Annotated in this window: 9 protein-coding genes and 1 pseudogene; 1 reads left to right on the top strand and 9 read right to left on the bottom strand. The window is 37.5% G+C overall.

Annotated elements, in window-relative coordinates; all coding sequences use genetic code 11:
* Nucleotides 1-113: 113 nt before the first annotated feature.
* The 7 genes and pseudogenes from SLP02_RS09215 to SLP02_RS09185 form a co-directional block, all read right to left on the bottom strand.
* Nucleotides 114-836, bottom strand: a pseudogene (locus SLP02_RS09215) (SDR family NAD(P)-dependent oxidoreductase).
* A gap of 180 nt (nt 837-1,016) precedes the next feature.
* Nucleotides 1,017-1,802 (bottom strand): fatty acid desaturase, encoded by a 786-nt coding sequence (locus SLP02_RS09210; RefSeq protein ID WP_319420361.1) that lies wholly within the window; start codon nt 1,800-1,802, stop codon nt 1,017-1,019.
* A 33-nt stretch (nt 1,803-1,835) separates the two neighbouring features.
* Nucleotides 1,836-2,507, bottom strand: coding sequence for a cytochrome b N-terminal domain-containing protein (locus SLP02_RS09205; RefSeq protein ID WP_319420360.1), 672 nt, complete (start codon nt 2,505-2,507; stop codon nt 1,836-1,838).
* A 226-nt stretch (nt 2,508-2,733) separates the two neighbouring features.
* Nucleotides 2,734-2,883, bottom strand: a complete 150-nt coding sequence (locus tag SLP02_RS09200; RefSeq protein ID WP_319420359.1) for a chlorophyll a/b-binding protein — start codon at nt 2,881-2,883, stop codon at nt 2,734-2,736.
* A 496-nt stretch (nt 2,884-3,379) separates the two neighbouring features.
* Entirely contained in the window at nt 3,380-4,651 is a 1,272-nt protein-coding gene (locus SLP02_RS09195) for a glycosyltransferase (protein WP_319420358.1), read from the bottom strand.
* 188 nt (nt 4,652-4,839) lie between these two features.
* The gene (locus SLP02_RS09190) at nt 4,840-5,607 is read right to left on the bottom strand and encodes a class I SAM-dependent methyltransferase (protein WP_319420357.1); all 768 of its coding nucleotides are present in this window, start codon (nt 5,605-5,607) and stop codon (nt 4,840-4,842) included.
* A 76-nt stretch (nt 5,608-5,683) separates the two neighbouring features.
* Nucleotides 5,684-7,216, bottom strand: coding sequence for a lipopolysaccharide biosynthesis protein (locus SLP02_RS09185; RefSeq protein ID WP_319420356.1), 1,533 nt, complete (start codon nt 7,214-7,216; stop codon nt 5,684-5,686).
* Between the two features lie 120 nt (nt 7,217-7,336).
* Between SLP02_RS09185 and SLP02_RS09180 the strand changes: the two genes are divergently transcribed.
* Nucleotides 7,337-9,055 (top strand): glycosyltransferase family 39 protein, encoded by a 1,719-nt coding sequence (locus SLP02_RS09180; protein WP_319420355.1) that lies wholly within the window; start codon nt 7,337-7,339, stop codon nt 9,053-9,055.
* 202 nt (nt 9,056-9,257) lie between these two features.
* On the opposite strand, the gene SLP02_RS09175 is transcribed toward SLP02_RS09180, so the two are convergent.
* Both SLP02_RS09175 and SLP02_RS09170 read right to left on the bottom strand, forming a co-directional pair.
* On the bottom strand, nt 9,258-10,757 hold the full coding sequence (locus SLP02_RS09175; protein WP_319420354.1) for an ammonium transporter: 1,500 nt from the start codon (nt 10,755-10,757) through the stop codon (nt 9,258-9,260).
* Between the two features lie 395 nt (nt 10,758-11,152).
* A complete protein-coding gene (locus SLP02_RS09170; RefSeq protein WP_319420353.1) occupies nt 11,153-13,327 on the bottom strand; it encodes a glutamine synthetase III family protein in 2,175 nt (724 codons plus the stop codon).
* Nucleotides 13,328-13,642: the final 315 nt, after the last annotated feature.

Here is a 13,642-nt window from a genome sequence, read left to right as displayed (position 1 = left end):
AGTCTTTCAATATTTTGAATATTAGGCTGAATTTCTGACCACTGGCGAAAGAATTTGTCTTTTGTATCGCTGTTGTTATTCACTAGTTGTTTATCCGAACCTGAAGGCTATTTTTAATAAGCTTGTTCTGAACGATTTCTAAAAAATTTTCCACTCTCTTCGATTGATGTTTCTGTTGCTAACCAAATGGCAGTATCCGCACCCTGTTCGGGAGTACGAGGCGCGGAATCGCCACCCATATCAGTTTTTACCCAACCTGGACACATGGCATAAACGGCTATGCCTTTCGACTTCAAGGCATTAGCCAGTAAAATAGTTGCACCATTAAGAGCGAGTTTTGATAAAGAATAACTGGGTACATTGGCTGAGATACCGTCAAGCTGTCCATTACCGCTAGATACATTGATTACTTTAGAATTAGCTGATTTTTCTAATAAAGGAAGAAAGGCTTGAGTAACAACAATTGGACTAAAAGCATTAGTGTTCATTGCTTTGGTAAGTAAATCTCGCGAAACGGTAAGAATATTTACTCCTTGTTACGATCCTCTTAAGTCAGGATAAATACCCGCATTATTAACCAAGATATCTAAAGAGTTTGTTCTATTGCTAACGCTGGTTACAGCATTTTTAATACTTTCGTCATTAGCAACGTCAAGTTCTACAAGCTGTACCGAGTTATTATCTGTAGATAGTTTTTCAATGGCAGCTTTACCTTTATCTGGATCTCTGGCTGCGAGAAAAATATCAAATCCCGCATCTAGTAATCCTTGGCAGATAGCAAAACCAATGCCTTTATTACCACTGACTAAAGCTGTTTTTTGTGATTGAGATGACATATTGTTTTAGTTTCTATGGTCAGTAATTCTCCAGATTCTTCCTAGAAACTGAGTGCAGGAATTAGACTAGTTAGAGCGATCGCATCACTCGAAGCTAACGAATTAGTTCAGGAGATTAGGATCGCACCTGTAGCTGTTAGAACTAAGCGTGATAATTTACCTTGAGTTGTCATAGCTAACCTATTTTTTTATCGAAGCTACTACATCTTGCTCCTGTCTAAAATTAATACTTTCCTGACGAGCCATTGGTAGTTTGTACCAAGGTAAATTAGGATACTGATGATGCTCCCAATGATATCCAAAATGATAACAAGCAATAAAAGACCAAAATGCTGAGTAATTATTGCTTCTTGCTCGGTGAAGATTGCCTTGATCTTGTTGTCGATGGGGTAAAAATATTCCAAAGGTAAAAAGTTGCAAAGAGCTAATCAAAATAGGAATTACCCAGAATAAAAAAATATTGCTTGGAGAAATATGCAAACCGACAAAAGTCCAATAAACAACTGTCATTCCAATTAGTAATACCCAGGCTTGTTTTCCTTTTTGATATTCTTTCATAAAGCTGAAATACCAAAACAAAAAGTTGTTAGAATCTGCAAAATGAAAATCTGGGTCTTTTTCTGTAGCGGGGTAGAGATGATGTAGTTGATGATTTTTAGCAAGAAGCTTATATGGTAATAATGCGTACAAAAAAGAAGTTATGTAGCCAATCCCATTATTGACCTTGCGATTTTGAGAAACAATTCCGTGTATTGCTTCGTGGATAGTAATAAATAATCCAGTATGTAAAAAAGATCTTAAAAGAACGCCAACAATAATCCATAGTGGAAAAATTGTAGTGGTATCTATTCTTAAAAATTCAATTAAACTAACAAACCAAAGAAATATTATAATAAGCCCAACAATAATACCTGTTTGAGAATTAGACTCAAGATAAGTTGTTTTTGATCCTAAAAAATTGTGCATGAACTACTTTAAAATTTAGTATTTTAATTACATTTATATTTGTGTGTTAATATTTTTTGAGTTAGCTTCTTGTTGTTCTGGAGATGCTGCTAACTTTTCCAATTGTTGTAGTAATAGAGCTTTTTGCTCCTGTTCTTGAATAACTAAAGCTATTAAATGTATTACCGATAAAGCGATCGCTGTTACCGATAAAACATAACTATGGATGGTGTAAAAATGAACAATTGCTGTAGTGTTAATGCCCCCTGTTCCTGTTAGGATATTCTTGATAGTTTCTCCAAATAAAGGAATGGCTGCAATAGTTCCTAGCTCTACTTTTAAACGCCAATAGCCTAGTTGATTCCAGCCGAGAATCATCGCTGTCCAACCTAGTCCGATAGCTGATAAGGTCAGCAGAATACCGCTAATCCAAGCTGTAAACCAGCTACGTTGATATTGTCTGCCAAAAAACATAACAATAATTTGAATTAGTGCTGCTGCTATAATTCCGTTACCAGCCAAGTTGTGTAGACTATAGATTGCCCAACCATAAGGAATAGTTTCACTAATCTTGGCAAGAGATTGATAAGCATCTCCCGCAGCAGGCTCGTAGTAAAAACTAATTAAAATACCTGATAAGGCTGCAATAATAGCCAAGATTAAAATTGCAATTGATAAAATTGTTGCTGTTCGTCGCAGCGCAAAATTGCGTCTAGAAAAATTCATGATTTAAGTTCGTAGATGAAGAGTAAGAGAGTGATTTTAGCTCAATTGTGCTTATGTGTTTTATAGAGCTAAAAATTACTGTAAATTTAATTTTTGCTACTTTAAAAGCCGAGCAATGAATCAAAAAAGAGATCTCAATTTAATTAACAACTAAAAAAAATACTTTCTCTAATGATTTTTTGGCTCTAGCAAAGCAAGGAAATAATAATCCCAAATTAGTAACGAATTACATAATACCAAGCTGTCCTAGAATGCCTTGACCTGTAATAATTTCAGCGACCACAGCAGACAAGAAACCAATCATCGCCAAGCGACCATTCCACAGTTCGGCAAATCTGGTAAATCCTAATTTTGGTTCTGGTGTTTGAGTTTGCATATTTTGTTGTCCTGTTTGAATTCTGTTTCAAGTACCTATACAAAACTTAACAAACTGATTTTTGGCAAAACTCTATCACAAGTTATAAAATTATTTTTTTGCTGTTGCTGATTTAAGTAGAAAAAGGCAGAAAGTATCAAGAATAACAAATATTGTTGATTGAACTTGAATCATCTCTTCAATTCACTACCAAACTAACTTCTAATTAATTTGACGAGCGGAAACGCTCTCAGTTAGAGATCTGGCTGCGGCTAATCCCTTCCTTGCCTTTACGATCGTGTTGACCCGCTTACTTAGGCGTTTATTATTACTTCCCACTTTTAAAGGTAGTGTTGCAAAAAGCTAAAGTAAGAGTTAAAGCTTTAGAACAGGCTATGCGTGAACTTAGTTTGCTCAAGAGTGCGCATCATTAGTTACTAATGATGTGAAAGAGTTTGGTCGCGTCCCCAATTTAAAATTGGATAACTAAGTCAGTTAATTGTTGTAATTATTTTCGCTACGCAGACGATAGCCCCAACCATAATTCAGTCTTTGCTGAAATAAGCTGCTGTAAAATTTCTATCAGGCGATCGTTAAGTAAGTCAATATTGTAGTCCTGGAGAACTTTTTGACGACCTTTTTGACCCATATTAACTCTGAGGGTAGGATTAGTAATTAGATGCTCTATCTTACTAGCTAATAGGTTAATATCTCGTTCTGGTAGCAAATATCCTGACACACTGTCTTCAACCAATTCAGGAATGCCGCTATGATAGGTGCTAATTGCGGGTAGACCCTTTGCCATAGATTCCATCAAAGATACAGGAATACCTTCGCAATCACCATCACGGCTAGTAACACTTGGAGCTAAAACTAAATTAGCATGATTAATAATAGCTGCAACCTCCTGTTGTTTTTTCCAGCCAAGTAGTTTGATGTTGTCAGCAACCTGCAAACTCTCAATTAAATGCTGTAATTCTGCTTTTAAAACTCCATCACCTACAATTTTATATTGCAAATTAGGATAGCGAGGAATTAATTGAGCCACTGCTTGAATACTGTATTGCAAACCTTTTTTTTCTACTAGGCGAGCAATACTAACTAAACAAATCGCAGAATCATTTTGATTTTCAATATACTGAAATTTATGACAGTCAACTCCCATATGATGTATCTTTACTTTTGCTGGATTACATCCAAGATCGATTAGCTTTTTTTGCCAGTGTTGACTAATTGGCTGAAGTAAATCTACCTGTTCAAAAAGACGTTGGTAAATATCTTTTCCATGTAGATTTAGATAGCAAGAAATGTCGAAGCCATGAAAAGCTACTACAATTTTTGCCTGAGTTATGCCTAAATCCTTAAATAAACAAGCTTTTAAACCATTACGTCCATAATGACAAAGAATAACATCGTAGGGTGATTTATTCAGCCAAGGAAGAGCCAGATAAAAAGGCTTTAAAAAACCTGCTGGATCTCCATAATCAGAACGATTATATTTAATAAAATTAATCGCTCGCAGCAAAATTCTAGGAGCTTTAAAGAAATTTAAACAAAATAAGAGAATTGCCTTAAAAAGGCGTACAAATAAGTTTATGGGAATAGTTGTCTGGTAAGTGCGTTCTAAAAGCTTATATTCCTCTATTTCGGCGTGTATTTGGCTAATATTTCCAGGGCGATCGCAATATATATTTACTTCATGACCGCGATCGATTAAACCCGTAATTTGCCCTAAGATAAAAGTCTCGGATAAGCTGGGAAATTGATCTAATATAAACGCAATTCTCATTTTTTATTTTTAGGGAATTAAATTGAATACTACAAATTACAAACAAAAGATTAATAGTTTTAAGTACTTAAAGGAACAAGGGTTTTTCTTGTTAGTGAGATATACTTCGGTTTTGTCTGGGTAAAGAAAAAGGAACAAAGAAAAAATTGATATACCTTGTAAGCTTGAAAGTTGCTATAATCATTAAATTATTTATTAGCTCGAGCAATATATTTTAGTTTTAAGAAAGGTAACAATAATTTCGATTTATAGGCTCTAATTTTAATTTTAATTTTGCCTAACAAACTGGCTTCGGCAACGGGCTTACAGGCTCTCTCTTTGCTAAATACACAGTGAATGTATTGATTTTGTTTCCAAACATCAATATAAGAAAAGTATTCTAAATTAAATCCAGATTGCAAAGCAAACTGCATCAAAGTTTTAATTTCAATAACCTCATCAAGAATTTGCAATTCTTGAGGATCGTGCTGTTGTAAATAAAGCTGGTATTCAGGACTGGGATAAGTCAAAATTAGTTTAGCGCGATCGCTTGTTACTTGACTTAGATTACTAAATAGTTGACCATAGCTCTCAGGCGGTAAATGTTCAATTACATCGACCATAGTTACTAGGTCGATTGGAAAAGACAATTTATGACAAATTTCTGTAAAGTTTTCAATAATATTAACGTTCAAAAACTCAACATTATCTGACTTAACAGTCTGTTGAGCATATTTAATATTATTTTCTCCCAAATCACAAGCCAAAACTTTACCGTTATCTAACTTACTAGCTACTTGTTCGGGGACAATACCAATGCCACAGCCAAGATCGAGAACGTTACTATTAGGAGTTAAATAATTGGTAATTAACTCAATTGCTTTTTCAAGACGCAAATTACCATACAGCTTGTATTGCAGCATTCTGGTATTAGTAAAATTATCATAAAATTCTTTAACTTCAGTAGAGCTAGTCATATCAGTTTGTTGTGGTTAAGCTGAAAGTATTTAAATTGATGATTAAAGTTAATAATACAAAAAAACAAATAATTTTTCAGGTTGTTTGCTTGTCTGTTTTTAAGTTTTTAGCTATATGGATCATGTTTAATAAAGTAGAGCGACCATTAGGCAAAATTAGCCAGAAAGCAATATAACAAAAACTATAGAGAACTGCATAAATTAATAAATTAACTACAGTTTGAATATCAACCACCGACCAATGTTCCAGGAGCATAATTATTCCTGCTGCACCGATCGCCGCTATGGCAGGTCGATAGATTGTACGAACCAAATCAGCAAGCTTTAAAGGCGTTTTGTGATAGCAATAGACAATAGAGGGAATTTTGACCAAAATTAGAAAAATACTGTAGGCGATCGCGACGCTAACTATTCCTCCGCGCACGCTGAACACAAACACCAGTACGTTACAGATAGCAAAAACTATTCCCCAACGAAACATACGGTCAGTAAACGCCAATGATTGATAGACCCAGCCTTCGGCTACGTTAATTGTACCAATAAAGGCAGCAGGAGCTAAACAGCGAAAGACTAATACTGCCTCTAGCCATTGTTCCCCCAAAACTGCCAAAATTAATAGTTTAGTACAGGCAAACATAAAAGCCACCATCGGCATACCGATGGTGGTAATAAGTAAAATAGCTTTGAAATAATAACGGCGATATTGATCTGGTTGATTTTGTAAGCGACTAAGGGTAGTAACTGCGACATTGCCTATAGGATTATTGATCTGCTGAATTGGCAGCAAAATTAGCTGATAGGCTCTTTCATAGATACCCAAAGGCTGTACTCCCCAAATTCGACCAATTAAAATATTATCTAAATTACGAGCAAAATAATTAACCGCATTAAAGCCTGATAAATTGCCACCAAACGCCAACATTGAACCAATATCAGCCTTGGGACTAGGCAAACTAGGTCGCCAGCGACAGTAAATCCAGGCACAAAGACTATTAGCTATAACCGTTACTAACTGCAAGATGACTAATGCCCAGTAGCCACTACCCATAACGGCGGAGACAATAGCAGCACTCACCCCTGAAATCAGAGAAATAATTTCGATTTTGGCTAAAATAGCAAACTGCATTTTACGCTTAAGTAATGCTTGGTGCTGAACACTCAAACCACTAAAAATAAAAATGCTAGCTAATGCTAAAACAATTCCTTCTAGCTTTGGCTGATGATAAAAATTAGCTACCAGTGGCGCGATCGCAGCTACGATCAAAGCAATTAAACAGCTAAAGGCAATGTTGATCCAAAAAAGCGTACTAATTTGTTGATGATTGACCTTTGACTGCTGAATAGTAGCATCAGACAAACCCAGATCTTTAAATAGCTGCACAAAGCGAACTATGACTGTCGCCATGCCAATCAAGCCATAATCATCGGGGGTAAGTAGCCTCGCTAAAATTACTGTTGACCCCATCTGAATACAAAATTTACTAAACTGGGTAACAAAAACAATTGCCCCACCACGGATAGATCGCTTTTTCAAATCCGCAGTTAAATTATCGGTATCAAAATAATTTTGATATTTGGTCTGTGAAGATTTCTGATTCTGCTTTGACACAAATTGACCCTAATTTAACTTGGTTGCAAATATATCGGACTAATCCTGATAACCAGTTTAGGATGATCAAGTCTGAAAAGTAAGAACACCTAAACGTACCGTATTTGCATTCACAAATTAATGCTTGCTCAACATTTTTGGTTACTTGTATTGTGGATAGTCATTGGTGCTGGTTTCCGTTTTATAAATCTGGGAATCTTGCCTCCTTGGACGGATGAAAGTGCCACCCTTGTATTTAGTCTGGGCAATAGTTTTTATAATGTTCCTTTAAATCAATTTATCGATCTATCAACTCTGCTTGAACCTCTTCAACTCAATGGGAGTGCGGGAATTAAGGATGTTACCAATCTTTTGCTTACCCAAAGCACTCACCCGCCCCTATATTTTGTCTTAACCCATCTGTGGTTGAAGCTTTTTCCGCCCGTAGATGGGCTAGTTTCAATTTGGGCAGCCAGATCCCTGTCTGCTTTATTAGGAGTTATGGCTATTCCTGCAATTTTCTTTTTTGCCAAGCTGGCTTTCAATTCCCTAATCGTGGCTCAGATTGCAGCAGCGATGATGGCGATTTCTCCCTTCGGAGTTTTTTTAGCCTTACAAGCCCGCCACTACACCCTGATAATTTTGCTAATAATTGCTTCACTGTCCTGTTTTATCTGCGCTTTCCGCTCAGTAAATCGGGGGGTAATTATTCCTCTTTGGCTCGTTTTAGCGTGGATTGTCATTAACTGTCTGGGAGAGGCAACTCATTACTTTTTTGTTTTAACTTTGGCATCAATGGCGATCGCCTTTGTTCCCCTTATTTGGCAACAGTTTCGCCAAGACAAGACCATGCTTGGCACATCTTCATGGCAGCGTATCTATGTTGCGGGCTTGGGTTCTCTAATTGGCTGTTTGGTATGGCTACCCAGCATGATGGCAGTTCGCCATAGTTCTCCAACTGAGTGGATTTATAACAGTAATGCTGACTCAAGATGGCTTGAACCTATCGGACGGTTTCTTTTGTGGCTTATGAGTACAGTCATCCTGCTGCCTTCATCACTATATGATTTTCCTCTCAGCGTAATTATTATATCTGGAATAATTACGTTAATTTTCTGGCTGTGGCATTTACCACCGCTAATTCGCGGACTGAAATTACAGAGACAAAATGCTGCAAGCCGAGAGGCGATCGCTGCTTTGAGCGGTTATTTTATGGCTGCGATCGCGCTATTTTTCTTTTTTACCTATATATTGGGGATGGATTTAACTTTAGCAGGGCGGTTTCAATTTGTTTATTTTCCTGTAGTTATTGTCTTAATCGCTGCTAGTTTAGGTCACATTTGGGATGCTAAAAATACTGCTTTAAAAAAGCAATCCGCCCAGCATTTCTGGTTCAGTCCCCAGAACTATTACGGCAAAACAATAGTTGTTGTTTTTCTCACCGTGGGGTTTTTAGGTGGAGTAATTGCCAACTTAAATCTTGGCTATCTGCAAAACCATCGCCCCGATTTGGCGATCGCCAAAATTGCTGAAGGTAGCAAAGCACGTATAGCTATAGCAACTACCTATAGACATCATGGACAAACTGGAAGAATGATTGGACTTGCATGGGGATTAAAGAATTTGTCCAACATCAAATCTCCGCAATTTTTCTTGGCTAGGGAAGAACTTGAAAATGCTTCAGAGGATTCTGCCACAATCTTATCTCAGAAATTGTCTCAAATAGAGCGACCTTTAGATTTGTGGTTAGTAAACTTTGATGGTGATGTTGAGCTAGAATCGCAAAATTGTTTTGCCGATTCTGAATATAAGGGTATGGTCGGTCAATATAAATATAAGCTTTATCGCTGTCAAGATTGAAAGACAGTCTAATTTGAGATTTATGGTCATTCCCAATAATACGATCGCCCGTAGGGTGGGTAAACAAATTATAGATATCTTTGATATAAACTAAAAAGTACTGAGATATATAGAAAAAAAATACCATTGCCAAACAACACAATAAGTGCGATCGCAATGGCAAGAGTATATTTTAACTATCTTAAAGTTTTAACAATAAAGCTTAAAATTCTGATCTTTTAGCTGGGTTGATATCTACAGGCATCCCTGAACCACCACCAGATAAAATATCCGCTTCTTTTACAAAGCCACTATATGCTTCCATTCCATGTTCACTGATATCTAAACCACGTCTTTCTTCGTCTTCGTGGACTCGAATACCAATAGTTACCTTGAGTAGAGTCCAGACAATGGCACTAAAGACTACAGTAAAGGCACCAATGGATGCAATACCGATAATTTGCGTAATAATGTTCGCTGTACCAAAAATACCTACTGCTAGAGTTCCCCAGATACCACAGACTAGGTGAACAGAAGTTGCACCCACAGGATCATCAATCTTGATACTGTCAAAAAAAGCAACAGAGAAAACGACGATAATACCAGCGATCGCACCAATGATTACAGCCGATAAAAGGCTGACATCATCACAACCAGCAGTAATACTGACCAAACCAGCTAAAATACCGTTGATGATCATCGATAAATCTGGTTTACCGTCTTTGAGCCAAGAAGTGAAGGTTGCGGTAGTACCCCCTGCTGCTGCTGCTAGGTTAGTAGTCACAGCGATATAGGGAACATTAGCATCTGCTGCCAATTCTGAACCTGGGTTAAAACCAAACCAGCCAATCCAGAGGATCAAACAACCCAGAGTAGCAAAACCCATGTTGTGACCAGGGATCGCGCCTATTCTACCATTTTGGTATTTGCCCAGTCTTGGACCTAAGATTGCTGCACCGACTAAAGCTGCCCATCCACCAACGGAGTGAACTATAGTAGAACCTGCAAAGTCATGAAATGCAAGTGCGCCATCTGCGCCACTATTTAACCAGCCACCATCCCAAACCCAGTGTCCAGTAACAGCATAAGAAATAGCTACTAATAGAGTACTAAAGATTAGAAAAGCACCAAACTTGATTCTCTCTGCTACTGCACCAGAAACAATGGTTGCTGCTGTGGCTGCAAAAGCTACCTGAAACAAGAAAGAAACTGTTTCGGGAACCGCTGCGGGATAAGGCTCGTTACCATAAGGAATAGAATCGCCATTAAAGAAAAATCCTTGTAAACCAATAAAAGGATTACCTTCACCGTACATAAGAGCATAACCTACTGCCCAATATGCTAAAGTAGCGATCGCAAAAACGATTAAGTTTTTCGCCAGAATATTGACCGCATTTTTCTGACGACAGAATCCTGCCTCCAGCATCCCAAATCCAGCATTCATAAAGATTACTAGAATAGAACTTGCTAGAAGAAAGACCGTGTCTACGACAATTGTTAGTTGCGCCAGATCTGTAGGGGGTTCTAATCCCTGAGCCGTTGCTGCTGTATTCCAAACGATAACAATAATCGCTGCGAGGGGAATACAGATAAACCACGCAGGGGAAAAAGATTTAAATATTGTTCTCAAAGGTCTTGGAACTAAGTTTCTAACCTGTGTTCCTCCACTCTTGTCATTTTCATGTCCAAGAGATCTACTTGTTTCTAAGAATTTAGAATTCATCTACACTTCAATTAATTTAGAAAATATATTTAGTTTGTCTAAATTTGCAAACTACAATTTGTCTAGTTTGTGTTTTTTTTCTCTCGATTGCCGTATTCGTTAATACAGTTTTATTTTTCTTTTTAAATATATAATCTTAGACTTTTGCTTGATATTAAATTTTATAACTGAATTAAAATATTTACTTTAAGCAAATTCTTGCTGTTGGTGTGAGGTTAGCCAGCTGCTGTGACCATGGATCAAAATCAAGTCTTTATGAAGATATAAAAAACCGTTCTCCAGAGAACGGTTTTTTAAGTAATTTAGACCTAAGTTACAAAAAGTTAATATTTAATTACTAGATCTTTTACTTTTACCTTTTAGTTAAATAACTAACAATGGTTTGTACAAAAAGCCTACTTAATAAATAGCATTTCTTGGTAAGTAGGTAGAGGCCATAAGTCATCAGCAACCTCGCTTTCTAAGGCATCAACGTCCTCCCTGACGCTATCCATCATCGGACGAAGGGTCTTAGCACAATATTTCATGTGTTCTTCAGTGTTGCCAAAGTCTTCTTTTTCTATAGCCGAACTTAACTTAGCCACTTTAGACATCATGGAGTTAGTCAACTCGGCAACTGTTTTAATGTTGTCTGGAGCGAGACTGATGCCCATCTCTTCTAAACCTGCCACAGTACCAGCAATGTCAGCTAGATGTCTCATGGCAGCAGGATAAATACTGGTTTTTGCTATGTCTATCACTAGCTTGGCTTCAACTTCGATAGAGAGAACATACTGCTCAGAATATACTTCATAGCGACTTTCCAATTCCACAGGGGATAAAACTCCTGTGCTTTCAAATAGCTCCTCAATATATTTTTCTTTTAAGCAAGGGAGAGCCTCAGCAGTAGTAGGTAAATTAGCCAAACCTCTTTCTTCTACCGCCATTTTGTGCCATTCGGCAGAGTAGCCGTCGCCACCAAAGATAACTGCACCGTGTTTTTGCATTATTTCTTTAAGCACACTCAGGATCGCAGCGTTTTGCTCTGTTCCTTTTTCTAGTTCAGTTTCTAGAAGATCTCCTATAAAGTTAAGCGAATCTGCCAGCATAGTATTGAGAGCAATTAATGGCCCTGAAACAGACTGACCAGAACCAACTGCACGAAACTCAAAACGGTTGCCAGTAAAGGCAAAGGGAGAAGTTCTATTGCGATCGCCTGCATCTTTAGATAGAGGTGGTAGAGTGTCTACTCCAATTTGCATTTCTCCTTTGTGGCTATAGTTATCGCTCATATCTCCTTTAGCAATTTGGTTAAATAAAGTCTCTAATTGAGAACCTAAGTAAACCGACATGATTGCAGGAGGTGCTTCATTTGCGCCCAAACGATGGTCATTACTAGCATTAGCAATTACAGCCCGCATCAAAGGACCAAATTTATGTACTCCTCTAATTACCGCAGCGCAGAAAACTAAGAACTGTGCATTCTCATGAGGAGAGTCACCAGGATCTAATAAGTTGCCTTGAGTTTCATTACCTACAGACCAGTTAACGTGCTTGCCAGAACCATTAATACCTGCAAAAGGCTTTTCGTGGAGCAAACAAACAAAACCATGTTTTTTAGCAGTCTGACGCAACAAGGTCATGGTTAATTGTTGATGGTCAGAAGCTACGTTAGCTGCTTCAAAAAAGGGTGCGATTTCAAACTGTCCTGGAGCTACTTCATTATGTCTGGTTTTAGCAGGGATGCCTAAACGATACATTTTCTTTTCTACATCCTGCATAAATACCTGAACTCGCTCAGGTATTGCGCCAAAATAGTGATCGTCAAACTGCTGACCCTTAGCAGGTGGCTTACCAAATAAGGTTCTTCCAGCTAATAATAAGTCTGGACGACTATTGGCAAAATGAGCATCTACTAAGAAATATTCTTGCTCTGCTCCACAGCTAGAATTAACAGGAGCTACATCACTATGTCCTAGTAATTTGAGTACTTTTGTTGCTGCTTTATTCATTGCGTTAATAGAACGCAATAAAGGAGTTTTCTTATCTAAAGCCTCTCCTGTCCAAGAGATAAATACAGTGGGGATGCAAAGAGTAACACCGTTATCTGTTTCCATCAAATAAGCAGGACTAGTTACGTCCCAGGCTGTATAGCCTCTAGCTTCAAAAGTAGAGCGAATACCACCATTGGGAAAAGATGAGCCATCAGGTTCACCCTGTACCAAAAGCTTGCCTGCAAATTCGGAAATCGCGCTACCATCGCTTTGAATAGAGACAAAACCATCGTGCTTTTCAGCAGTGGCATTAGTCATTGGATAAAAAACGTGGGCATAGTAAGAAGCACCTCTAGAAATAGCCCAATCCTTCATTGCCGATGCCACCATGTCAGAAATGGAAACGTCTAGTTGTTCTCCTGCTTGAATCGTTTTTTTTAGAGATTTAAACACGCCCTTGGGTAAGCACTGTTTCATTTTGCTTAAGCTAAAAACGTCTACTGCCCAAATATCTTCTAAACGGCTAGGGGGTTCAGCAAAAATTGGTTCGCGTTCGGTAATTTGATAGATTGCTTGCGTGCGAGATTCGTATCCCATAATAGTTTTATTTTCTAAAGATATGTGTATGTGTTTTAGTTCAACTGATCGTATCCTGAGAAAGATCTAACAAATTGTAAAATTGGCTACAGAATTTGCGTTAGCTCTTTAAATTATTAAAAACTTTTATGTTTGGGTTTATAGGCGATCGCTTCTTAAATAGCAGACTTTTGAGTTTGATACCTTATTTATAAATTTATCAGGGATATATAATGAACAAAATAATTAATATTTCTTTGCTGAAAACACTTTGGCTTTCTTTTAGATTTATCTAAGTCGCTAATAATCAATAAAGATGTCAAAATTTGAAGCTAG

The organism is Pleurocapsa sp. FMAR1, from assembly GCF_963665995.1.
Lineage (GTDB): Bacteria > Cyanobacteriota > Cyanobacteriia > Cyanobacteriales > Xenococcaceae > Waterburya.
This window is presented reverse-complemented; position numbering and strand designations above follow the sequence as displayed.